The sequence below is a fragment of the Erythrobacter sp. KY5 genome, assembly GCF_003264115.1.
GTDB lineage: Bacteria > Pseudomonadota > Alphaproteobacteria > Sphingomonadales > Sphingomonadaceae > Erythrobacter.
Window position 1 is genome coordinate 1532295 of the sequence record NZ_CP021912.1, and the last position, 20701, is coordinate 1552995.

24 protein-coding genes are annotated in these 20701 nt (G+C 61.4%); 18 read left to right on the forward strand and 6 right to left on the reverse strand.

The genetic code is table 11. The annotated features are described in order from the left end of the window. Positions 1 to 57: 57 nt before the first annotated feature. From CD351_RS07210 to CD351_RS07255, 10 genes are all read left to right on the forward strand, one after another. A complete protein-coding gene (locus tag CD351_RS07210; protein ID WP_234027271.1) occupies positions 58 to 342 on the forward strand; it encodes a DUF983 domain-containing protein in 285 nt (94 codons plus the stop codon). Next, the gene (locus CD351_RS07215; protein WP_111991966.1) at positions 339 to 911 is read left to right on the forward strand and encodes an SURF1 family cytochrome oxidase biogenesis protein; all 573 of its coding nucleotides are present in this window, start codon (positions 339 to 341) and stop codon (positions 909 to 911) included. The genes CD351_RS07210 and CD351_RS07215 overlap by 4 nt, the downstream gene beginning before the upstream one ends. Before the next feature lie 73 nt (positions 912 to 984). Then, the gene (gene thrC, locus CD351_RS07220; protein WP_111991967.1) at positions 985 to 2391 is read left to right on the forward strand and encodes a threonine synthase; all 1407 of its coding nucleotides are present in this window, start codon (positions 985 to 987) and stop codon (positions 2389 to 2391) included. Then, positions 2391 to 3278, forward strand: coding sequence for a class I SAM-dependent methyltransferase (locus CD351_RS07225; protein WP_111991968.1), 888 nt, complete (start codon positions 2391 to 2393; stop codon positions 3276 to 3278). Before thrC ends, CD351_RS07225 begins: the two co-directional genes overlap by 1 nt. A gap of 12 nt (positions 3279 to 3290) precedes the next feature. Next, positions 3291 to 3674 carry a dihydroneopterin aldolase gene (locus tag CD351_RS07230; RefSeq protein WP_111991969.1) on the forward strand — a complete coding sequence of 128 codons (384 nt, stop codon included), beginning with the start codon at positions 3291 to 3293 and terminating at the stop codon, positions 3672 to 3674. Further along, positions 3674 to 4006, forward strand: a complete 333-nt coding sequence (locus CD351_RS07235) for a Rossmann fold domain-containing protein (RefSeq protein ID WP_111991970.1) — start codon at positions 3674 to 3676, stop codon at positions 4004 to 4006. The genes CD351_RS07230 and CD351_RS07235 overlap by 1 nt, the downstream gene beginning before the upstream one ends. Then, positions 3999 to 5051 (forward strand): GTP 3',8-cyclase MoaA, encoded by a 1053-nt coding sequence (moaA, locus tag CD351_RS07240; RefSeq protein WP_111993648.1) that lies wholly within the window; start codon positions 3999 to 4001, stop codon positions 5049 to 5051. Before CD351_RS07235 ends, moaA begins: the two co-directional genes overlap by 8 nt. A 6-nt stretch (positions 5052 to 5057) precedes the next feature. Beyond that, the gene (locus CD351_RS07245; protein ID WP_111991971.1) at positions 5058 to 5300 is read left to right on the forward strand and encodes a MoaD/ThiS family protein; all 243 of its coding nucleotides are present in this window, start codon (positions 5058 to 5060) and stop codon (positions 5298 to 5300) included. A 13-nt stretch (positions 5301 to 5313) separates the two neighbouring features. Further along, positions 5314 to 5763 carry a molybdenum cofactor biosynthesis protein MoaE gene (locus tag CD351_RS07250; RefSeq protein ID WP_111991972.1) on the forward strand — a complete coding sequence of 150 codons (450 nt, stop codon included), beginning with the start codon at positions 5314 to 5316 and terminating at the stop codon, positions 5761 to 5763. Positions 5764 to 5843: 80 nt separating this feature from the next. Next, positions 5844 to 6275, forward strand: coding sequence for a hypothetical protein (locus tag CD351_RS07255; RefSeq protein ID WP_111991973.1), 432 nt, complete (start codon positions 5844 to 5846; stop codon positions 6273 to 6275). 41 nt (positions 6276 to 6316) lie between these two features. Here CD351_RS07255 and CD351_RS07260 read toward each other — a convergent pair whose 3' ends face one another. Both CD351_RS07260 and CD351_RS07265 read right to left on the reverse strand, forming a co-directional pair. Beyond that, positions 6317 to 7006 (reverse strand): Crp/Fnr family transcriptional regulator, encoded by a 690-nt coding sequence (locus CD351_RS07260; RefSeq protein WP_111991974.1) that lies wholly within the window; start codon positions 7004 to 7006, stop codon positions 6317 to 6319. Continuing rightward, complete coding sequence (locus CD351_RS07265; RefSeq protein ID WP_111991975.1) at positions 7006 to 7464, reverse strand: hypothetical protein; 459 nt, start codon at positions 7462 to 7464, stop codon at positions 7006 to 7008. Before CD351_RS07265 ends, CD351_RS07260 begins: the two co-directional genes overlap by 1 nt. A 267-nt stretch (positions 7465 to 7731) precedes the next feature. On the opposite strand from CD351_RS07265, the gene rplU reads away from it, so the two are divergent. The 4 genes from rplU to CD351_RS07285 all read left to right on the forward strand — a co-directional run bounded on the left by rplU (position 7732) and on the right by CD351_RS07285 (position 9940). Next, positions 7732 to 8250, forward strand: a complete 519-nt coding sequence (gene rplU, locus CD351_RS07270; RefSeq protein WP_111991976.1) for a 50S ribosomal protein L21 — start codon at positions 7732 to 7734, stop codon at positions 8248 to 8250. A 15-nt stretch (positions 8251 to 8265) separates the two neighbouring features. Next, positions 8266 to 8535, forward strand: coding sequence for a 50S ribosomal protein L27 (rpmA, locus tag CD351_RS07275; RefSeq protein ID WP_007163560.1), 270 nt, complete (start codon positions 8266 to 8268; stop codon positions 8533 to 8535). Between the two features lie 198 nt (positions 8536 to 8733). Beyond that, the gene (locus tag CD351_RS07280) at positions 8734 to 9276 is read left to right on the forward strand and encodes a GNAT family N-acetyltransferase (protein ID WP_234027272.1); all 543 of its coding nucleotides are present in this window, start codon (positions 8734 to 8736) and stop codon (positions 9274 to 9276) included. A gap of 67 nt (positions 9277 to 9343) precedes the next feature. Next, positions 9344 to 9940 (forward strand): TetR/AcrR family transcriptional regulator, encoded by a 597-nt coding sequence (locus CD351_RS07285; RefSeq protein WP_111991978.1) that lies wholly within the window; start codon positions 9344 to 9346, stop codon positions 9938 to 9940. Position 9941: 1 nt separating this feature from the next. Here CD351_RS07285 and CD351_RS07290 read toward each other — a convergent pair whose 3' ends face one another. Both CD351_RS07290 and CD351_RS07295 read right to left on the reverse strand, forming a co-directional pair. Continuing rightward, positions 9942 to 10673, reverse strand: a complete 732-nt coding sequence (locus CD351_RS07290; protein ID WP_111991979.1) for a folate-binding protein YgfZ — start codon at positions 10671 to 10673, stop codon at positions 9942 to 9944. Continuing rightward, positions 10670 to 11557, reverse strand: coding sequence for a RimK family alpha-L-glutamate ligase (locus CD351_RS07295; RefSeq protein WP_111991980.1), 888 nt, complete (start codon positions 11555 to 11557; stop codon positions 10670 to 10672). The genes CD351_RS07290 and CD351_RS07295 overlap by 4 nt, the downstream gene beginning before the upstream one ends. 82 nt (positions 11558 to 11639) lie before the next feature. Between CD351_RS07295 and pyrC the strand changes: the two genes are divergently transcribed. Further along, positions 11640 to 12677: a dihydroorotase gene (gene pyrC, locus CD351_RS07300; RefSeq protein WP_111991981.1), complete on the forward strand. Its 1038-nt coding sequence runs from the start codon at positions 11640 to 11642 to the stop codon at positions 12675 to 12677. Here the strand turns inward: pyrC and rarD are convergent. Further along, positions 12674 to 13594 carry an EamA family transporter RarD gene (rarD, locus tag CD351_RS07305; RefSeq protein WP_111991982.1) on the reverse strand — a complete coding sequence of 307 codons (921 nt, stop codon included), beginning with the start codon at positions 13592 to 13594 and terminating at the stop codon, positions 12674 to 12676. The genes pyrC and rarD overlap by 4 nt on opposite strands. Positions 13595 to 13961: 367 nt before the next feature. Here rarD and CD351_RS07310 point away from each other — a divergent pair, with 367 nt between their 5' ends. After that, positions 13962 to 14684 carry a hypothetical protein gene (locus tag CD351_RS07310; RefSeq protein ID WP_111991983.1) on the forward strand — a complete coding sequence of 241 codons (723 nt, stop codon included), beginning with the start codon at positions 13962 to 13964 and terminating at the stop codon, positions 14682 to 14684. 12 nt (positions 14685 to 14696) lie between these two features. On the opposite strand, the gene astD is transcribed toward CD351_RS07310, so the two are convergent. Then, on the reverse strand, positions 14697 to 16094 hold the full coding sequence (astD, locus tag CD351_RS07315; RefSeq protein ID WP_174214308.1) for a succinylglutamate-semialdehyde dehydrogenase: 1398 nt from the start codon (positions 16092 to 16094) through the stop codon (positions 14697 to 14699). A gap of 331 nt (positions 16095 to 16425) precedes the next feature. Here astD and CD351_RS07320 point away from each other — a divergent pair, with 331 nt between their 5' ends. Continuing rightward, positions 16426 to 20118, forward strand: a complete 3693-nt coding sequence (locus CD351_RS07320) for an S-layer family protein (protein ID WP_111991984.1) — start codon at positions 16426 to 16428, stop codon at positions 20116 to 20118. An 18-nt stretch (positions 20119 to 20136) separates the two neighbouring features. After that, positions 20137 to 20694, forward strand: a complete 558-nt coding sequence (locus tag CD351_RS07325; protein WP_234027273.1) for a hypothetical protein — start codon at positions 20137 to 20139, stop codon at positions 20692 to 20694. The last annotated feature ends 7 nt before the right edge of the window (positions 20695 to 20701 follow it).

Below are 20701 nucleotides of genomic sequence, written 5' to 3' on the forward strand. Positions count from 1 at the left end.
TCCGGGATAGTCCGGGCTGCCCTTTTGGGTTTATGTCCCCGATGCGGAGAACGTAGCTTGTTCGAAGCGCCTGCACGTGTCGCGCTGATCTGTTCACATTGCCAGCTTGATCTGGGAGCGCTCGAACGCGGTGGCCGGTTCGCAGGCGTGCTGACGGCGCTGATTGCGATCATCCTCATCATGATCGCTTATGGCATAGAGGCGACCCTGCGACCGCCGCTCTGGCTTCAGGCGCTTGTATGGGCACCGCTTACGGTCGGCGTCGTCATCTACGCGCTGCGCTTTTTCAAGACGACGCTCCTCTACGCATCCTATGAGAACCTGAAGGACGCAGGCGAATGAGTTCGCGAATTCCGATCATCCCGACGATCCTTGTCCTGGCGGCCGCTGCCACCATGGTCGCGCTCGGCGTCTGGCAGCTTGGCCGGGCGGACGAGAAGTCGGCGCTGATCGCGAGCTACTCCGCAGCCTCCGACATGGCTGGTGAAGTCGACTTCCCCGATGAAGGCGATGCCGAAGACGCCTGGTTCCGACGCAGCTCCGTCAATTGCGACCGAGTGGTTGGCATCGATCCGGTTGCGGGCACTGCCGAAAACGGGGCGAAAGGCTGGGCGATGCGGGTAACTTGTGCGGGGGATATCCCCGGGAGGCCGGTAACGGTCGACCTGGGCTTCACCCGCGATCTCGCCATGCCCGAATGGAGCGGCGGCGAGGTCAGCGGCATCATCGCGCCAGGTCCGCGACTGGTCGCCGATCCTCCTGCGGCCGGTCTCGCACCGCTTGCCAAACCCGATCCGGGCGATCTTCCCAACAACCACCTCGCTTATGCAGGCCAGTGGTTCTTTTTCGCATTGACGGCGCTGGTGATTTATTTCCTTGCTCTCAAGTCGCGCAGGGCCAGGCGGGACTGAAAGCCTCTTTGGGGGAAGGGCAATATTGCGTTTCTTGCCCCGGCACTGGCACCCGGCTATTCGCGGTCGCACAATGGACTACATCTCCACCAGAGGCTCTGCGCCCACACTCGATTTCGAAGGGGCCACGCTCGCCGGGCTCGCGTCCGATGGCGGACTGTACCTGCCGCGTGAATGGCCGCGCCTGAGCATGGAAGAGATCCGCGAGCTGCGCGGTCTGTCCTATTCGCAGCTCGCCGCCCGGATCATGCGACCTTTCGTCGAGGGCTCGTTGACCGATGATGAGCTCGATAGTCTTTGCGAAACTGTCTACGGCGATTTCGGCCATGCGGCGGTGGCCCCGCTGGTGCAGATGGACGAGACACATTGGCTGCTCGAGCTTTTCCACGGACCGACGCTGGCTTTCAAAGACGTCGCGCTGCAAATGCTCGGGCACCTGTTCGAAACGTTTCTGGCCCGCCGGGACGAGCGCCTGACCATCGTCGGAGCGACCAGCGGCGACACCGGCTCTGCCGCAATCAACGCGGTGGCTGGCCGCGACCGGGTCGAGATCTTCATGCTCCACCCCTCGGGCCGCGTGTCCGACGTCCAGCGCCGCCAGATGACTACGGTGCGCGCGCCCAATGTCCATAACCTCGCGATCGAAGGCAGCTTCGACGATGCGCAGCGCCATGTGAAACGCATGTTTGCAGATGAGAGCGTGACCGGGACCCTCAATCTGGGCGCAGTCAATTCGATCAATTGGGCGCGATTGATGGCTCAGGTGGTTTATTATTTTTACTCTGCCCTTCAGCTCGGAGGGCCCGATCGCAAGGTCGCTTTTAGTGTACCGACAGGCAATTTCGGTGACGTGTTTGCAGGCTATGTCGCGGCGCAGATGGGACTTCCGATTGAGCGGCTGATCGTTGCGACCAATGTTAACGATATCCTCCATCGCGCGCTGACCAATGGTGACTATTCGGCAGGCGAAACCACCGCGACGATTACGCCCTCTATGGACATTCAGGTCAGCTCGAATTTTGAGCGCTTGCTGTTCGATGCAGGCGGCCGCGATGGCGCTTCGATGGCGGAGCAGATGGCGGGTTTCGACGCTTCGAAAGCGATGCAGCTGACCAACGCTCAGCGCGACGGCGCATCCGCCTTGTTTTCAAGCGCGCGTGCAGATCAGGAGCAAACCGCAAGGGCCCTTCAATGGGCTTATCGCAATGCGGGGCAGGTCATCGATCCGCATACCGGCGTCGGTCTTCACGCTGCGCAGGTTGTCGAAGGGATCGGGCCTGGAACGCCCATTGTAACGCTTGCGACCGCGCACCCGGCCAAGTTCCGCGATGCAGTCGAGCGCGCCGTCGGCGTTCGCCCGTCGCTTCCCGCGCGCGTTGGCGATCTCTTCGGGCGCGAAGAGGTGTTCTCCGAGCTTGGCGGTGACTACGAAGCCTCGCGCGATTTCGTGCTTCAGACAGCGACCCCGTCTGCCGGCTGATGGCAAAGCTCGTCCAGCAACCGGTGGTGATGGAATGCGATGGGTGGGACGCTTACCGCCTCCTCGACAGCGGGGCAGGGCGCAAGTGGGAGGCGTTTGGTCCTTTCACCTTCATCCGTCCCGAGCCGCAGGCCATGTGGCGACCGCGCCATGATGACTGGCGCGCGGATGGCGAATTCGTGCCCGGCTCGGACGAAGATGGCGGCGGTCGCTGGAACCTGACGCCGGAAGTGCCCGATGGATGGGATCTGGCATGGAACGACGTCCGCTTCCGTGCGCAGCCGACGCCCTTTCGCCATCTCCAGTTTTTCCCGGACATGGCCGCGGTATGGGACTGGATGCGTTCGCAGCTGACCGGACGAACCGATGCCGAAACGCTCAACATGTTCGGCTATACCGGCGTGGGCACGCTGGCTTTAAGCGATCATGGCCGTGTCACTCATGTCGATGCCTCGAAAAAGTCGGTCGCGCAGGCCCGCGAGAACGCGGCGCTTTCCGGCATGGAAGATCGCCCAATCCGCTGGCTGGTCGACGACGCTGGCAAGTTCGCCGCGCGCGAGGTGCGCAGAGAGCGGCGCTATGATGGCATTATTCTCGATCCGCCCAAGTTTGGCCGTGGCCCGAAGAATGAAACATGGCGGCTGGAGGAAGGACTTCCCGACCTTATCGGCGATTGCGCCCGGATGCTGGATGACAAGAGCGCCTTCCTGTTCCTGACCGTCTACGCCGTGCGGATGAGCAGCCTCGCCATCGCGGGATTGCTTGAAGAAGCGCTTGGCCATTTGCCTGGTAAGATCGAGCACGGTGACCTCGCCGTGCGCGAGGAAGGCGCGGGCGGACGCTTGCTCCCCACCGCAATCTTCGCGCGGTGGAGCAATCCGGGCTAAGGCGCGAAACCGATGACACACACCGATTCGCTCATTCTCGAAGTTGCCGACCTCGAAGTCGATGTCCTGACCGGCATCTACTCAGAGGAGACTGGCAAGCCCCAGCCGCTGCGTATCACGATCCAGGCGCGTTACGACGTGGCGGATCGTTATGAGCCGGACACGCCGCTCGATGCCAGCAAGAATTACATGGACCTCAAATTCGCGGCAGGGGAGGGCCTGCCCAAAGGCGTTCACTTCAAGCTGATCGAGGCGGTAGCCGATCACATCTGCGAGACTTTGTTCGTGCAGGACAGGCGCGTTCAGGCCGTTACGGTAAAGATCGTCAAGCTCGCCATTGCCGAAGCAAACGAGAAGATCGGCATTACCCTTCATCGCGAACGCCCGGCTGATTGATGGGCGAAGCGCGGCACGTCGATTGGGAATGTCAGCGCGATCTGCCAAGCGGCGCGCTCGAGGCGCATACGTTTTTCATCACACACATGCTTCAGGCGGTGCGCGAGGCAATCGAGGACGAGAGTTGCGCGTCGCTGACCATCGCGCTCCCACCGGCGGCATCCGACCACGATGACTGGCGAAAAGCGTTGGCAAGCGACCTTGCACGCACCTTCACGCCAAAGCGCATCAATATCGCCGGAGGAGAGCCGGGATCGGCTCTCGATGAAGTGCTTCGCTATTTGAAGGATGCGCCGGGCGTGACGGGGCATTATGTTCAGGCACATGACTGAGCTTGGCGATCCCCGCGAACGCGATACGCTGGATCTGAGTGGCGAGAAGCTTGCACCTCTGGTCGATACTTTCAGCCGGCGAATTTCATATTTGCGTTTGTCGGTGACCGACCGCTGCGACCTGCGATGCACCTACTGCATGCCAGAGCGCATGACTTTCCTTCCCAAGAGCGAAGTGTTGACGCTGGAAGAGCTCTATGACCTCGCCTCCGGCTTCATTGATCGCGGCGTCACGAAGATTCGCATCACGGGCGGTGAGCCGCTGGTGCGGCGTGATATTATCGACCTCTTCCGCGCCCTGGGGCGCAAGCTGGGCGACGGTCTTGAGGAATTGACCCTAACCACCAACGCAACTCAGCTTTCGAGCCATGCGGATGATCTGTTCAAGGCGGGTGTGCGCCGGGTGAATGTGTCGCTCGATACGCTCGACCCTGAGCTGTTCGCGAAACTGACGCGGCGGGATGCGCTCGGGCGGGTGCTTGATGGGATCAAGGCTGCGAAGGAAGCGGGGCTTATGGTCAAGCTCAACGCGGTCGCCTTGCGAGGTGCGAACGAAGAAGGATTGCCCGAGCTGATTGAATGGGCCCATGGGCAAGGCCACGATGTGACGCTCATCGAAGTCATGCCGCTGGGGGATGTCGAGGAAGAACGGCTCGACCAGTATCTCCCGCTCGATACGGTGCGTGCTCGCCTCAAAGAGCGTTGGACGCTGACCGACAGCCCGGCTTCGACAGGTGGCCCTGCGCGGTATGTCGATATAGCGCAAACGGGCGGCAGGCTTGGCTTTATCACTCCCCACACACACAATTTCTGCGATGGCTGCAATCGCATCCGCGTCACCGCGACGGGCCAGCTTTACCCGTGTCTGGGAGGTGGGGAACGGGTCGATCTGCGCGCGGCTTTGCGTTCCGAGGCACCACAGGAGCAACTCGCCCGCGCGTTTGATCAGGCGATGCTCATCAAGCCGGAGCGCCATCATTTCCGCATGGATGAACGCGGTGCCGACCCGGCGCTCGCCCGCCATATGTCGATGACCGGGGGTTGAGCGCAAATGGCTGTGACCATCCTTTTTCTTGGCCCTCTTCGCGACATGGCAGGAGAAGAAACGCTTGAGGTTGAGGCGCCGCTTGATTGGGCAGGACTGCTTCGCGCTGTCGGCGATGCGGTTGCCGAGCAGCTGAGGCAGGAACGCGTCAACGTCGCCTGCGCGGGCCACGTGCTCGCCGACAAGACGGCGCTTAATGCGCAAGACGGTGACGAGGTCGCGCTGCTCCCGCCTGTCAGCGGGGGTTAGATTGGTGATCAGTATGGTTTTTGAGGATGTGCGGCTTTGCGCCGAACCATTTGATCCGCAGCAGATCATCAAGAGGACAGCCGACGCCACGATCACCAAGGGCGGCGTCGCAAGCTTTGTCGGCTATGTCAGCGCCCATGGAGGCGTGGAAGCGTTAGAGCTGACGCATTACGAGCCGCTCACTCTGCCGGGCATGGAAGACCTCGCGATAGCAGCGCAAGGACGCTTCGATCTGAAAGCCATCACGCTGGTCCACCGCATCGGGACGATGCAGCCGGGCGATCCGATCGTGCTTGTCGCCGCTGCCTCGCGGCACCGGCGCGATGCGATCTCGGCGGTCGATTTCTGCATGGACCACCTCAAGAGCGCGGCATGGTTCTGGAAGCGCGAGAAGCGTGGCGGCGAATGGCACTGGATCGAACCTCGCGGCGAAGATCACGCCGACCTTGCGCGCTGGAGCTAGAAAACCGCATTTGTTTGATCTGCATCAAGGTGAGGTGCTCGCGGTCTGACTAATTCTTCTTTCAACGAAGGAGAACAGTCATGAGCAAGCAGATTCAGGAACAACTCGCCCGCGGCAATGCGCGCATCGTCGAAGCGCCCGCTGCCCCGCGCAATCAGGTCGAAAGCGACCGTAATTTCGGACTTCCGACGTTCTTCTACGGCGCGACCGTTGCTTGCTATTTCGGCTTTTTGGGCCTCATGACAGCCGCATTCGGAAACGCTGAACTGGCCATTCCGATGGTCATCTTCGGTCTGTTCATCATCGCAGGTTTTGGTGTCCCTGCCATCTGGACCCGCCTCAAGGACAACGACACCCGCCCCATGACCCTGGGCAATTTCGGGCGCGGCGGCATCATGACCGCCACCGGACGCCTCGCACCGCGCGACGCCGCTATCCAGGTGCTGATCCTTCCGATGCTGATTGTCGCATGGGGCGTTGCGATCGTGACGATCGCGGCTTTCGTGGCCTGACCAGTATCTCCCAAGGACGGGAGAGGGGCGCTGGAGAAACTCTAGCGCCCCGATAAATCCTGAAGAAGCGCGGGGTCGAGCACATCGATCCCGCGTTTTCCATTGCGAGCGACCGCTCCCATCTCCTCAAGCTCGCCCAACTTGCGGCTCACCGTCTCGATGGTGAGGCCCAGCATGTTTGCGATCTCGCCGCGCGTGAGCGGCAATTCGAAGGACGACGCGAGATGACATGACGAATCGCTGGCTGCCGCAGCGAAGTCGTGAAGCAATGCGGCAAGACGCGCCTCGGCGCTCGCATGCGCGGTCAGTTCGAGAAGGTTGCGGGTCGCCAGCAAGTCTTCCTGACTGCGGCGCAGGAGAGCGCGGGCAAGCGCCGGATAGTCCTCAATCGCTCGCTCGATATCTCCGCGCGCGAAGGTGCAAAGACGGCTTTCCGTGAGCGCGACTACATCATGGTGCGCGAAAGGCGTGAAGAGTTCGCCGATAAAGCCCGACGGATGGACGAGGCTCAGAATTTGCTCGTTTCCGTCCTGGTCATAGGCTGTCACCTTGAGCGCCCCGCTGACCAAAGTTGCGCAGGCGGCCTCGTCATCGCCTGCTGCGAACAGCATTTCTCCTCGCTTCAAGGTGCGCGTATGGCCAGCAGCGGCTAGCGCGTCACGCTCCTCGGTCGTCAGGACGGCGCAGGCCGCACTGTCCTTTACCGGGCAGGTTGCGCAGGCAAGGTTCATCAGCGCATCACCTCGCTCAGCGATTCCAGAATGTCGTCCTGTTCCTGTGCGAGCCGCGCAACATAGCTTTGAGCGGTCCGGATGTCGTCAGTGGCAGCGAAACTGGTCGCAGCCTCGACCTCCAGCCGGTCGAGATCGGCGAGCGCGGTCGCGGTCTGGCCCCTGAGCGACGACAGACTGGCAACCGCGACCAGCGCACGCGACCTCACATCGCTGCCATCGCCTCTGCCACTCGCCGACCGGGCAAGGGTCAAGGCGGCTGGCTGTTCGGCGAGAAATCTTTCGTGCGCGGTGCGGGCGCTTTCAAGAGCGGCGCCAATGGCGGTTCGGTCAATTGTCGCTGTCGCAGCGGGGGTGGTCGGTTGTGCCGGAGTAAACTGCCCCGTCGTCCGTTCCGCATCGCGGATCGCAAGCGAAGGATAGCGGCCAGAATCGCCAGCGCACCCTGCCAGCGCCATGATGGCTGTTCCTGACAGCAAAGTTTTACAAAAGAAGCTTTTCATCGTCCCTGTCTCGACTATCACGGGATCGTAGACACGCAAATACGCCATTTGATGCGAATTCACCGCGATTTTGTAGGTTGTGAGGCGTTGACTTGTCGCACCCTTTCCCTTAACGGCACCACTCTTTCCGGCGCTGCAACCTCGCGGCGTCGTAATGTCGTTCGGTTGTCGCGCCGCCAAGTCGCTCCCCGGACACACACGCAAGATTGAGAGTTACAAGCCATGTTCGCGATAGTGCGCACAGGCGGCAAGCAATATCGGGTTGCCGCCGGAGACAAGATTGCCGTTGAAAAGCTCGCTGGTGAAGCGGGCGATACCGTCACCCTGGGCGACGTCCTGCTCGCTGGCGAAGGCGACTCGATCGCTGACGCTTCAAAGGTGACCGTTTCGGCTGAGATTATCGCTCAGGCTAAGAGCGAGAAGGTCGTCGTTTTCAAGAAGCGTCGCCGTCACAACTACCGCCGCAAGGCTGGCCATCGTCAGCAGATGACGCTCCTGCGCATCACCGATGTCGGCGCCAATGGTTCCGGGGCAAAGAAAGCTCCTGCCAAGAAAGCTGCTGCTCCGAAGACGGAAGAAGCAGACGCCAAGGCAGCGCCTGCGAAGAAGCCTGAAGCCAAGAAGGGCGCCGCTGCCGAAGCAAAGGCAACCGCGACCGAAGCGAAGAAGGCTGCCCCGAAGAAAGCACCAGCCAAGAAGGCACCGGCTAAGAAAGCCGCGCCCAAGGCTGAAGACAAGTAAGGACGTAAGAGACCAATGGCACATAAAAAAGCAGGCGGTTCATCGCGTAACGGTCGCGACTCAGCTGGCCGTCGTCTTGGTGTGAAGAAGTTTGGCAGCGAGCAGGTCCTCGCCGGCAACATTATCGTGCGTCAGCGCGGCACCAAGTTCTATCCGGGCACCAATGTCGGAATGGGCAAGGACCACACCCTCTTCGCACTCGAAGCGGGCGTCGTGCGATTCCACAAGGGTAAGCAAGACCGCAAATACGTGTCGGTAGACATGCTTGCGGAAGCAGCCGAATAACCGGACGGTTCAAGAAAAGGATCGTCCACCGGGACGGTCCTAGTCGATCATCGCAATCGACAACGAAGAGGGAGATGGGGCCGACCCGTCTCCCTCTTGTCGTTTCTCCCTCTCAGCTCGGCGAAATTATCTTTCGCTGCCACGCAATTGTCACGCATCGTGCCTAAGTGCACTCGCGGGGCGAGATGGAGAGTTCTCGTGTTTCATCGCAGTCAAAGATTGCTGCTCAGACCGATCTGGCCGGAAGACTGGCAAGGCGTCCTCAATGGCATCGCGGATGAAGGCGTCGTGCGAAATCTGGCGCGCGCCCCATGGCCCTATTCGGCGAAGGACGCGCGTGAGTTCACCTCGCTTCCGTGCGAGCCGCTTTTCCCGCGCTTTCTGATCACACGTGCCAGCGATGCGCAGGTCATCGGGTGTGTCGGGATCGACCGGATGGGTGACAGCGGCGTTATCGAACTCGGCTACTGGATCGCCCGCGAGCACTGGGGCCAAGGCTATGCCACCGAAGCAGGCGAAGCGACGCTCAAGATCGCGCATACACTGGGCCATACGCGCGTTCATGCCGGGCACTTTCTCGATAATCCCGCCTCTGGCCGAGTGCTGGAAAAGCTCGGTTTCGAGCCCACCGGCAGGATCGTGGAGCGGCATTCGTGCGGACGCGGCGAATCGGCGCCTACGGCCGAATTCGTACTCGATCTGGCGGCGCAGATTGCGACAGGTGAGAAGCGAGCCGCGTAAGACCTTCGGGTAAGGCCAATCCGCAGCGCTTGAGAGGTGCTGCCGATTGGCCTAAACTCTTGCGCATATGAAAAGTCGCAAGAGATTAAGTCCGGAAGAATCGCGCAAGTCCGCCCTAGAAGCGGCGCGGGCGCTCCTGATCGAAACGGGCCCGCAGTCGGTCACGCTCAAGGCCGTGGCAGCCCGCATCGGGCGAACGCATGCGAACCTGCTTCACCATTTCGGTTCGGCATCCGGCCTGCAAAAGGCGCTCGCCGAACATTTGGCGAAGACGGTTTGCGAAACAATCATCGAGGCCGTGCGTGCAAGCCGCGCCGGGCTTGGTTCTGCGCGCGAAGTGGTGGATCTCGCGTTCGATGCGTTCGATCGCGAAGGCGCAGGAGCACTCACCAGCTGGATGTTGCTCACGGGCAATGAGGACGCGCTCAATCCGATCATCACCACGATCCATGAGCTGGTTGACGAGGTGGCTCCTGAAGAGGCTGAGATACACAGTGACCCGAAGCATGTGCACAAGGATACGCTCGGCCTTGTCCTGCTGGCGCTCGGTGACGCTTTGATCGGGGCGGCGCTTGCAAAATCGCTCGGCCTGCCGCGCGATACGGCACGCGAAAGGGCCGCGGCCAATCTCGAAGCCTCAATGGCCGAACATTACGAGGCTTGAGTCATTCCGCAATGCCCGCTGCCTGCCATTGGGGCAGGGTGGCTGGATCGAGGTCGGCGACGCGCAAATGGTCGATGGCGAGCCCGAGGTCGGGATAGCTGGCCTTCCGGCGCTTTTCCTCCGAACGTTCAAGCGGGACCACGACCAGTCTGCGATTGACCTTCTGCCGCCAGTTCATCCGTGCGGTGTTCTCCTGACCGACATAACAGCCTTTCTCGAAGCTGACGCCGTGAAGTTCGACGGCGTTGGTTTCGAGCCACAGGATATCGGCCAGCTCAGAGCGGCCCTCGGGCACACCGAGGCTTAGGCGGTGAGCGAGGTATTCCTGATCGGCTGGTTCGGCTTCGCTGCGCGCTGCGACAGCGCGGTATCCCAGATGGGACAGGCGCGGGTCGGGCTTTGCTCCGTCGAACATTTCTCGTGACCAGAAAACGGCCTGTGTCTCGTCGCGCACGATGTCGATCTTACGACGAAGGCGATAGAGCGAAAGCCGTTTTGCCAGATCATTGGCCACGACCGCTTCGCAATCGAGCAGGATTACGCCATCTTCACCCTCCCATACGAAGAAGTCGAACATGGCCTTACCCTGCGCCGAGAGGAGCGCTGCATAGACCGGCAGCTCACCTGAGACATCGTTGGTCACGAGGCCTTGCAAAAACCCGCGCACATCTTCGCCATCATCCGTGGCAGCGAGGCGAATGATTGCCCGGTCGTTCAATTTATTGGCGGTCATGTCTTCAATCTCTTTGCAACAGCACGCGCGATGCGCTCGCCCAGATGCGGGGCTTGTTCCGGGTAGAGATAGGGTTCGATCAGCTCCGCTTCCATAACCATCAGCGTATCATCGTCAGCGCGCAGCATGTCGATACGCGCATAGAGCGGGGCATCGAAAGGCAGCGCGTCGATGATCGCGCGTGCAGCGGTGGCTTCGCTATCAGAAGGCTCGTGCGCGCTTTCGGTGCCGCCGTAAAGCGACTGGATGCGATACTCGCCATCCGCTGCTTTCTTGCGCAGAGCGTGGCTGAGCTCGCCGTCGATGAAGATGAAGCTGAGCTCGCCTTCTTTCGTGATCGCCTCAAGGAAGGGCTGTACCATTGCGGGATGTTCAAACTGCCAATCGCCGGGCACTTCGCCGCGCATGAGCAGTTCCTGTCCCTCCGCACCGGCACCGACCTGGCGTTTTACCACGATGCGATCGGTGCCGAACCCATCCATCGCCGCATGCGCATCGTCAGCGTTCAGCCTGTCGAGCCAAAGCGTGGGTATGGCTGCAGCGCCCCGTCCGGCAAGTTCGCGCAGATAGGTCTTTGTGATGTTCCATCGCACGACATGGGCAGGGTTGCTGACCACTATCCCAAGAGCCTCGAGAGCTTCGAGTTTCGCAAGGAAGGCCATTGACTTGTCCTGATAATTCCAGGCTGAGCCGAGCATCACGAGGTCGACGTCGTCGAACGCCTCAAGCGGTGCCTCCCAATCAATCACGGCGAAGTCCAAACCTGCAACCTGCAAAGCCGGTTCGAGCGATTTCACCATCAGATCGTGTTCGAAAGCGTCGCCGCGACGGTGACCAGAGCCGGGGAGAGTGGTTTCGCAAGCGAGAAATGCAATTCTGGACATGGGTATGCGGCCTTAAGGCTGATTGTGGAGGGTGGAAAGCCCCGTTGCGTGAGCGTGAACCCCAGCCTAAGGCTCGCGGTCGATGACCGACATTCTGACCATCCGCCGCCCCGACGACTGGCACCTGCATTTCCGCGATGGGGACATCATGCGCGGCGTTGTGCCTTATACGGCACGCCAGTTTGCGCGCGCGATTGTTATGCCGAACCTTACGCCTCCGGTCACGACGGCTTCAATGGCGGCTGAGTACCGCGAGCGCATTCTGGCAGCGGTGCCCGAAGGTGTGAACTTTACACCCCTGATGACCTGCTATCTCACCGACACGACCGACGCCGACGATCTCGCTCGCGGGGCGGCTGACGGGGTGTTCACGGCGGCCAAGCTGTATCCTGCCAACGCGACCACCAATTCCGCGCACGGGGTCAGCGATGTTTCCAAGATCTACCCGGTGTTCGAACGTATGGAGGCCGAGGGCATAGTCCTTTGCGTCCATGGCGAGGTCACCAGCGCCGACATCGACGTGTTCGACCGCGAAGCCGAGTTCATCGAGCGCCACCTGCGCGATATCGTCGCAAGCTTCCCGAAGCTGAAAGTGGTATTCGAACACATAACCACCAGCGATGCTGTGGACTTCGTGCTGGAGAGCGGCCCCAATGTTGCGGCAACGATCACGCCTCAGCATCTTCACATCAATCGCAATGCGATGTTGGTTGGCGGGATTCAGCCGCACAATTACTGCCTGCCTGTTGCCAAGCGAGAAAGCCACAGGCTGGCGCTTCGCCGCGCGGCTGTGAGTGGGAATGCGAAGTTCTTTCTCGGCACCGACAGCGCCCCGCATCTGCGCGGCGACAAGGAAAGCGCTTGTGGGTGTGCGGGCATTTTCGGCGCGCCTTATGCACTGGAAAGCTATCTCACGGTCTTCGATGAAGAGGGCGCTATCGACAAATTCGAATGCTTTGCCTCTCTCCATGGCCCCGCCTTTTACGGCCTTCCGGTAAACGACGACACGGTCGTGCTGGAACGTGCCGAGGTCGAGGTGCCGCAAAGCCTGCCTCTGGCTGGAAACGAAATCGTCCCCTGGCATGGCGGCCAGACAATCGGCTGGCGCTTTGTGGGTTAAGCTATCGCAGCGGCTTTCGCTCTGCGGCTGCGGAGCCAGAGATCTGCCACAAAGATAGCCACGGCAGTCCAGATGAGGATGAAGCTGCCCAATTGAACCGGGCGAAGCTGCGCGCCGAAAACGGTGAGGCCGAGGAAAAAGACGATGGTGGGCGCGAGGTACTGGATGAAACCGAGCGTCGAATAATCCATCCGCCGCGCCGCAATGGCGAAAAGCAGCAACGGTACTGCGGTGACCACCCCTGAAAAGACGATGGCGAGGCTGAGGAACCAGTCATTGCCGAATGATGGCCCAGCCGGCCCGGCGGCATACCACATGACGATGCCGATAGCTGGCACGAGAAGGATCATGCTTTCAATCGTGAGGCCGGGAAGCGATCCGACATCAACCTGTTTTCGAACAATGCCATAAAGGCCAAAGCTGAAGCCGAGTGTCAGGCTGATCCAGAGCGTTGTCAGCGCGCCCGCAGCCAGCAGCGCGACCCCGCTCGCCGCAACGGCGACCGCCAGCCATTGCCAGCGGCTAAGGCGCTCTTTCAAAAACAGCGTTCCCAGAAGCACGTTGAGAAGCGGGTTCAGGTAATAGCCAAGACTGGCCGCGTAGACCTGATTCTCCATGATCGCCCAGATGTAGACGAACCAGTTGATCGCGATGAGGATCGCACTGGCGAACAGGGCAAGCATCGTCCGCCTGTTGCTAAGAGCGCGGCGCAGTTCTGCGAACTGGCGGCGGAACGCGACGATCAGAAGGCACAGCGGAAGTGTCCAGATAATCCTCCAGCCGACAAATTCGAACGGCGGCACGGCCGTCACCAGCAGCAGGTAAAGCGGCAGGAAGCCCCAGATTACATAGGCTCCAAGCGCCGCTGGGAGGCCGGACGGATTGGACGAGGCGGAGGGGGGCTCGGATTGGGGCATCAGGCTCCGGCCACTAGGCGGCAGGGCGCGTAGGCGCAAGCATGCCGATTGCGGCCAAACAGCAATAAGGTGGCCCGCCAACCTGAACGAGAACCAACACACGCTTTCGCGTTTCGTTCAGTTTAGTGCCTCTATAGATGAACACACACCGAGAGCACCACTCCTCCCTCTCCACCCCTTCTCCTGTGAGTGGGGCTCTCATTCTGACCTTGGGTCGCTATCCACCAAGCGGTCCGGGCGCGGCTCCCACCAGTCGCGGAAAGCGCCCCCACGACCCCACAAAGGGGCGCGGGGGCGCTTTCATCTTTGCGCGGGTTCTTGCGCGAATTCTCAGCGAAAATTAACCAAGCTCGGGCAACAGGGCCGGATGGAAATCCGCGCCTCTCGTTCCACCTGCCTCGCGATTGCGCTCGCGCTTCTTGCCGGCTGCGGCGAAGAGGCGACAGAAATGCCGAGCGAAATCCTGACGCAGGACCCGCAATTGGCGCGTGCTCTCAATGACCCCCTGATGATCGACCCGGATCTGGCTTGGCGCAGCGAGGCCAATGCCGTGATTGCCTATCGCGATGGTCATCCGCTGCCCTTGATTGAGGCGAGGGAGGACAGCGCCGCGCGAGCACGGGAGGAGGCGCGTCTCGAACTGCTCGAAAACGGTCAGATTCCCGCACCGTCCCCCGCGATCTCGCAGGCGAGCGATGCCACCTTTGCGGACCTGGTGACGGCAGATCAGATGGTCGAGGCTGCGGGCGCGCGCACTGATTGCATTGCCCGCATGAACAGCGACCTTGAGTGGTCGACACGGATGCCTGCCACTTCTTCGATCATGCCGCATGGCATGGTGCAGCAGGCCGCAGGTGTGGACGAGGGCACGTGCGTTGTGCGGGTCGTGCGTTACCTGACGCCGGTCGGCATTGAAGACGCGCTTGAATACCACTGGGCCAAGGTTGAGCGCGCGCGGTTCGATCTGACCCGCTATGCCCGTCCCGCTGCGCAGCTTCATGGTGAGCGCCGCGATCAAAAAGTGATCTTTGAGTTTCGCGAAGGCCCAGGCGGGATGACAGCCGTGGATGTGGTCCACTGGCGCAAATAATGCCGGGACGGCCTATTCGCCGATCCCGATCTCGATGTTGGCGCGCGGTTGCTCCATCTCATTGCTCGCGACCGGGTAAGCGCAGTAATCTGCGGCGTAATAGGCGGCGGGACGATGATTGCCCGACAGGCCAATCCCGCCAAACGGGGCCGAAGAAGACGCGCCGTTTGTAGGGCGGTTCCAGTTGATGATCCCGGCGCGCGTATTCGCCCAGAACCGTCCGTAATCTTCAGGCGATCCTCCGATCAGCGAAGCCGACAGGCCAAAACGGGTGTTGTTCGCTTCGGCAATGGCTGCATCGAGGTCAGGGACGCGGATCACTTGCAGAAGCGGGCCGAACAGTTCGATGTCCGGACGATCCTCCATCTCCGTGGTATCGATGATGCCGGGCGTCAGGAATGGCCGATCGGGATTGGGCCTGCGCATGTGCAGCAGCGCTTTTCCGCCAGAGGTAAGCAGCGCGACAAATGAATCGCTCAGGCCGTCGGCTGTGGCGTTGTCGATCACCGGCCCCATGAAAGGCTGCGGGTCATCGAACGGATCTCCGACGATCAGACGTTTGGCCATTGGCAGCAATTCAGCCATCAGCGGTTCGTACATCGAGGACTTGACGATGAGCCGCCGTGCCGCGGTGCAGCGCTGGCCTGCCGAGGTAAATGCGCTCTGGATGATGAGAGCGCAGGCATCCGAAATCTTCGGCGTATCAATCACTACAAGCGGATTGTTGCCGCCCATTTCGAGGGCGACGATCTTGCCCGGGTTCGCGGCGAGCTTGCGGTTGATGGCGATGCCGGCCTGCGCGCTCCCCGTGAACAGAACGCCATCAATTCCTGGATGCGAGACAAGCGCCTTGCCCTGTTCCGGACCACCGATCAGTCCTTGAACCACGCCATCGGGTATTCCCGAACGGCTCCAGCATTCAAGCAATGCCATCCCGACAGCGGGTGCCTTTTCAGAGGGTTTGAAGACCACTGTGTTCCCGGCGATCAGCGCCGGTACCATGTGCCCGTTAGGGAGGTGAGCCGGGAAGTTGTACGGCCCTAGCACGGCCATGACGCCGTGCGGCTTGTGCCGCAGCGCTGCTGTCCCGAGCAGAGCGCTGTCGCGTTTTTTCTTTCCGGTCCGCTCTGCATAGGCCTGAACCGAGATGTCGACCTTGGCGACGACCGCATCGACTTCCGTGCGTGCTTCCCAAAGGGGTTTGCCCGTTTCGCGGGCGATCAGCTCTGCCAGCTTGTCCGCGTCTGTTCGCACTTCATTGGCAAAACGACGGGCGACCTCGACCCGGTGGCTCAACGCCTGCGCCGCCCATGCGGGCCATGCCTTGCGGGCGCGGCTTACGATTGTGTTCACCTCGCCCACTGGCCCGCGCCACACGGTCTCGCCCGTCGAAGGGGAATAAGATGTCAGAGTGTCGGGCGCTGCTTGGTCTGTCACGTTCACGTTCGCTTGGTTTTCAAGATTTGCGTTGCAAGACGACCGGTCCCTGGGCGTTAACCCCTTGCGCTTCAGGCGATCTGGTAGCGACCACAAAGTCCCATGCATAGCCCCAACATTAGGTTAACAAGTGAACCCAAAAGGGTTTCCCTTCTACGTAACATTGCGTATGCAAGTTAGGCACGTGTTAGGGGGGGAGCTGCCGTTATGGTGGTGCGTGACATCAAGATCATACCCCTCGCCGGGTCGCGGAGTTGCAATCCGTAAAGCGTCTCTCGGGCGCTTTGGTTAGGGGAAAATTTAAATGAAATACTCGAACATCAGCCTTTCTGCGCTGGGCCTTTCGGCTTCCAGTGCGGTGATCGCTGCAGTCGTCGGGCTGGGTGCGACAGCCACACCGGCAGCTGCACAGGACGTATGTCTGCTCGATCCGGGCGTAACCGGCGGTGCGACGGCGACTGGCGTCGATGCGCTCGCCTGCGGCGAGAACGCAGACGCCAGCGGCGATGAAAGCACGGCAGTCGGCACCGATTCGGAAGCTTCGGGCGAAAGCGCAACAGCTATCGGCAATTCTGCAGTCGCAAGCGACCTCAATGCGAGCGCGCTTGGTCAGAACGCCCGTGCAACTGACACGGGTGCGACCGCGATTGGCGCAAATACCCTTGCTAATCAGGTTTCTGCCACGGCTATCGGTTCAACCGCACAGGCGCTGGCCAATGAAGCGACCGCACTTGGTCACAACACCCTTGCCAGCGCAAACCGCGCAACCGCAATTGGTACAGGCGCAACGGCGAACAGCATTTCTTCGATCGCGCTTGGCCGCGAGGCGCTTGCCAATGGCTTTGGCTCGTTTGCAGCCGGTGAGTTCGCAGAAACTGCGGGTGACGGCGCAATTGCAATCGGTAATTCGACCGTTGCTTCGGGCATCGATGCTCTCGCCATCGGCGGTGACGATGCAGGCGCTGGTGCCTCGGCACTCGGCAACTCGACCACCGCAGTCGGCGGCGAAGCTTTCGCGCAGGGTCCGGGCGCAACCGCAATCGGTTGGCGTTCAAATGCCGACGCTGAACGCGCTCAGGCATTTGGTCACCTCGCAAGCGCAACGGGCGTACGCTCGCTGGCAGTCGGCGAAGCGGCCAACGCATCGGCTGACTTTGCCATTGCACAAGGTGACAACGCCGCAGCTAGCGACCTTTCGTCGATTGCAATCGGTAACTCCTCGGTAGCGGACGGTATCGACGCCGTGGCTTTGGGTGGTGACGATGCAGGCACGGGCGCACAGGCGCTTGGCAATTCGACCACCGCTCTGGGTGGTGAAGCATTCGCGCAGGGCCCTGGCGCAACCGCAGTCGGCTGGCGTTCGGTCGCTGACGCAGAGCGCGCACAGGCCTTCGGTCACCTCGCAAACGCGCTGGGCATTCGCTCGCTTGCAGTGGGTGAAGCGGCTCTCGCAAACAGCGACAGCGCCATTGCGGTCGGTAACCTTTCGATCGCTAACGGCGTCGGATCGATCGCGGTCGGCGATCTCTCCGAAACGGCTGGCGACGGCGCAATTGCTATCGGTAACTCGACCGTTGCTTCGGGCATCGATGCTCTCGCCATCGGCGGTGACGATGCAGGCGCGGGTGCCTCGGCACTCGGCAACTCGACCACCGCAGTCGGCGGCGAGGCTTTCGCAGAAGGCCCCGGCGCAACTGCTGTCGGTTGGCGCTCGGTCGCTGATGCGGAACGCGCACAGGCCTTCGGTCACCTCGCCAATGCCGGGGGCATCCGCTCGCTCGCAATTGGTGAAGCGGCCAACGCTGCGGGCGACCAGGCAATCGCGGCGGGCAACCTCGCTTCGGCAGCAGGTATCCAGGGCATCGCGATCGGCGGTGACAATGACGGCGACCTGACCGGTGCCACGGCAGACGGTGACGGCGGCGTGGCTGTGGGCGCTGATGCGAACGCGTCAGGCTTTGCCAGCACGGCGGTTGGTCTTAACGCGGCCGGTACGGGCGACTTTGCTACGGCTGTGGGCGTAGGCGCTGAGGCTTCGGGCGAAGCTTCTTCGGCAGTGGGCCTGCTGGCAGTTGCTTCCGACTTCAACACGACCGCATTGGGCGCCGGCGCGACCGCATCGGCAGAAGATGGCTCGGCGCTTGGCGTCGATGCAGAAGCAAGCGGCGTTGACTCAACAGCGCTTGGTACATCTTCGCTCGCATCTGCGGACGAAGCGACCGCTGTCGGTGACAGTTCGGAAGCTTCGGGTGTGAGCTCGACGGCGGTTGGTTTTGCCTCGCAAGCCACCGAACAAAACGCTTCGGCTTTTGGTCGCAATGCGCGCGCGACCGGTCAAGGTTCACTCGCACTGGGCCCGAATGCTCAGGCAACTGAGCTTTCGAGTACGGCCATCGGTTCTGCGGCAGACGCCTTCGGAATCGACTCGACGGCAGTTGGTACTGACACCGCAGCAATCGGGCAGAACTCGTTCGCTGGTGGTGCAAACGCTACTGCGAACGGTCGTGCGTCGGTTGCTCTGGGTCGTCTCGCGACCGCAGACGGCGACGGCACGGTTGCAATCGGTGAACTCTCCGCAACTGACGGACAGTCGGCCATCGCGATCGGTGACGGTTCATTCGCACAGGGTACCGACGCGGTTGCTCTTGGTGGTGACGATGCCGGCACCGGCGCTCAGGCGATTGGCAACTCGACCACGGCAATCGGTGGTGAAGCCTTCGCTTCGGGTCCGGGTGCTTCGGCCTTTGGCTGGCGTTCGAGTGCAAGCGCAGAGCGCGCTCAGGCAATCGGTCACCTTGCAAGCGCATCGGGCATCCGTTCGCTGGCAGTTGGTGAAGCAGCCGATGCCTCGGGCGACGGTTCGGTTGCCATCGGTAACCAGAGCGATGCTGACGGCACCGACGCGGTTGCCCTGGGCAACGGATCGTCGGCACTGTTCGACAATTCGGTAGCCATCGGCGCTCTTGCTGCCACCACGCGGGCCAATCAGGTCGTGCTTGGCGGTGCGGGTACTTCGGTGACGATTGGCGACCTTGCAGCAAGCACTGCGGCACAGACGGGCACGGCATTCGTCGCAACCGTCGATGCTTCGGGCACGCTGGGTCAGGCGATTGCGGTCGATGATCTTGCAACCGATGCCGAACTCGCAGTTGAATCCGCGGCCCGCATGGCTGCCGATGCGACCCTTCAGGGGAACATCGACACCAACTCGGCAGCGATTTCGACCAATGCGACAAACATCGCTACCAACACCGCTGACATCGCGACCAATGCGACCAACATCGCATCGAACACGACGGCCATCGGTGCCAACGCAACGGCGATTGCCGGTCTCGATACGCGGGTGACCGCTAATGAGGGCGCGATTGCCACCAACGCCACCGGCATCGCGACCAATGCGACGAACATCGCTGCGAACACCACCTCAATCGGTGCGAATGCAACGGCGATTTCTGGTCTCGACACTCGTGTGACCACGAACGAAAGCGGCATTGCCGCCAACGCTCAGGCGATCAGCGACAACAATGCGCTGGTGGTCGGTCTCGATACGCGGGTGACCGCTAACGAAGGCGCGATTGCAACCAACACCGCAGGCATCAGCACCAACGCAGCGGGCATCGCTTCCAACACGACAGCGATCAACACCAACGCAGCCGGTATTGCGGCCAACGGCACGGCGATTGCAGGTCTTCAGAACCTGACCGCCAACAACCAGGCCCAGATCAACACCCTGTTCGGCGAGACAGCCGCGAACCGGGATGCGATCGACCGCGCGAACGAAGGTGTCGCCATGGCTCTCGCCATGGAAAGCCCGGCGCTTCCGGCTGGCACGAGCTTCGCTCTGTCGGGCGGCATTGGCTACTTCGAAGATCGCGGCGCAGGCTCGATGGCCCTTTCGGCCCGCGTGTCTGATAACGCTTCGATCTCGGCGGGTATCGGTGTCGGTTTCGACAGCGGTGAAGTCGGTGCACGCGGCGGCTTCCAAGTTGCCTGGTAAGCCGGTAGACATCAGGTCATGACTGTTTTGACTTTGAAAAATACGATGCCGGGGCCCAGCGCCCCGGCATTTCGTTTTGCCACCCTTGCGGCTGTGTGCGCTGGACTTTGGTTCACCCCGGCAAGCGCTCAGGCGCAACAACAGCAGCAGGCTCAACCGAGCTTCCAGCCACCGCCATCCGTGCGTCCCACGCCGAGCCAGCTTGAGCTTTCCAAGCTGCTGTGGTCGACCGTCGCGGCGGTTGATCATGCGAACCAGTCAGGCAATTACTCTGTGCTGCGGGATATCTCGGCGCAGAACTTCCAGATCAATTTCAATCCGGCCCGCCTGACCGAGATTTTTTCCGGGCTTCGCAATCTCAACATGGATCTGTCGAACGCGCTGCTGGTCCCGCCGACCTATTACGAAGCGCCGCAGATGATCAGCAACGACGTATTCCGCGTGCGCGGCGTTTTCCAGCTGCGTCCGATCTCGATCGGCTTCGATGTGTATTATCAGTGGGAACAGGGCCGCTGGAAACTGTTCGGCATCGACCTCCAGCCTCAACAGATGGTCGAAGCACAACCGGTTCGATAGGCTGACG

What these genes read in the sequence shown, in the direction of transcription:
- CD351_RS07265 (WP_111991975.1), bottom strand. Translation starts at nt 7,464, where the DNA reads ATGGCGCTGGCAGGGTGCGCTGGCGATTCTGGCCGCTATCCTTCGCTT.
- CD351_RS07230 (WP_111991969.1), top strand. Translation starts at nt 3,291, where the DNA reads ATGACACACACCGATTCGCTCATTCTCGAAGTTGCCGACCTCGAAGTC.
- CD351_RS07320 (WP_111991984.1), top strand. Translation starts at nt 16,426, where the DNA reads ATGAAATACTCGAACATCAGCCTTTCTGCGCTGGGCCTTTCGGCTTCC.
- CD351_RS07295 (WP_111991980.1), bottom strand. Translation starts at nt 11,557, where the DNA reads ATGTCCAGAATTGCATTTCTCGCTTGCGAAACCACTCTCCCCGGCTCT.
- CD351_RS07310 (WP_111991983.1), top strand. Translation starts at nt 13,962, where the DNA reads ATGGAAATCCGCGCCTCTCGTTCCACCTGCCTCGCGATTGCGCTCGCG.
- rpmA (WP_007163560.1), top strand. Translation starts at nt 8,266, where the DNA reads ATGGCACATAAAAAAGCAGGCGGTTCATCGCGTAACGGTCGCGACTCA.
- CD351_RS07260 (WP_111991974.1), bottom strand. Translation starts at nt 7,006, where the DNA reads ATGAACCTTGCCTGCGCAACCTGCCCGGTAAAGGACAGTGCGGCCTGC.
- CD351_RS07215 (WP_111991966.1), top strand. Translation starts at nt 339, where the DNA reads ATGAGTTCGCGAATTCCGATCATCCCGACGATCCTTGTCCTGGCGGCC.
- rarD (WP_111991982.1), bottom strand. Translation starts at nt 13,594, where the DNA reads ATGCCCCAATCCGAGCCCCCCTCCGCCTCGTCCAATCCGTCCGGCCTC.
- rplU (WP_111991976.1), top strand. Translation starts at nt 7,732, where the DNA reads ATGTTCGCGATAGTGCGCACAGGCGGCAAGCAATATCGGGTTGCCGCC.
- CD351_RS07255 (WP_111991973.1), top strand. Translation starts at nt 5,844, where the DNA reads ATGAGCAAGCAGATTCAGGAACAACTCGCCCGCGGCAATGCGCGCATC.
- CD351_RS07250 (WP_111991972.1), top strand. Translation starts at nt 5,314, where the DNA reads ATGGTTTTTGAGGATGTGCGGCTTTGCGCCGAACCATTTGATCCGCAG.
- moaA (WP_111993648.1), top strand. Translation starts at nt 3,999, where the DNA reads ATGACTGAGCTTGGCGATCCCCGCGAACGCGATACGCTGGATCTGAGT.
- thrC (WP_111991967.1), top strand. Translation starts at nt 985, where the DNA reads ATGGACTACATCTCCACCAGAGGCTCTGCGCCCACACTCGATTTCGAA.
- CD351_RS07245 (WP_111991971.1), top strand. Translation starts at nt 5,058, where the DNA reads ATGGCTGTGACCATCCTTTTTCTTGGCCCTCTTCGCGACATGGCAGGA.
- CD351_RS07225 (WP_111991968.1), top strand. Translation starts at nt 2,391, where the DNA reads ATGGCAAAGCTCGTCCAGCAACCGGTGGTGATGGAATGCGATGGGTGG.
- CD351_RS07290 (WP_111991979.1), bottom strand. Translation starts at nt 10,673, where the DNA reads ATGACCGCCAATAAATTGAACGACCGGGCAATCATTCGCCTCGCTGCC.
- CD351_RS07285 (WP_111991978.1), top strand. Translation starts at nt 9,344, where the DNA reads ATGAAAAGTCGCAAGAGATTAAGTCCGGAAGAATCGCGCAAGTCCGCC.
- pyrC (WP_111991981.1), top strand. Translation starts at nt 11,640, where the DNA reads ATGACCGACATTCTGACCATCCGCCGCCCCGACGACTGGCACCTGCAT.
- CD351_RS07325 (WP_234027273.1), top strand. Translation starts at nt 20,137, where the DNA reads ATGACTGTTTTGACTTTGAAAAATACGATGCCGGGGCCCAGCGCCCCG.
- CD351_RS07235 (WP_111991970.1), top strand. Translation starts at nt 3,674, where the DNA reads ATGGGCGAAGCGCGGCACGTCGATTGGGAATGTCAGCGCGATCTGCCA.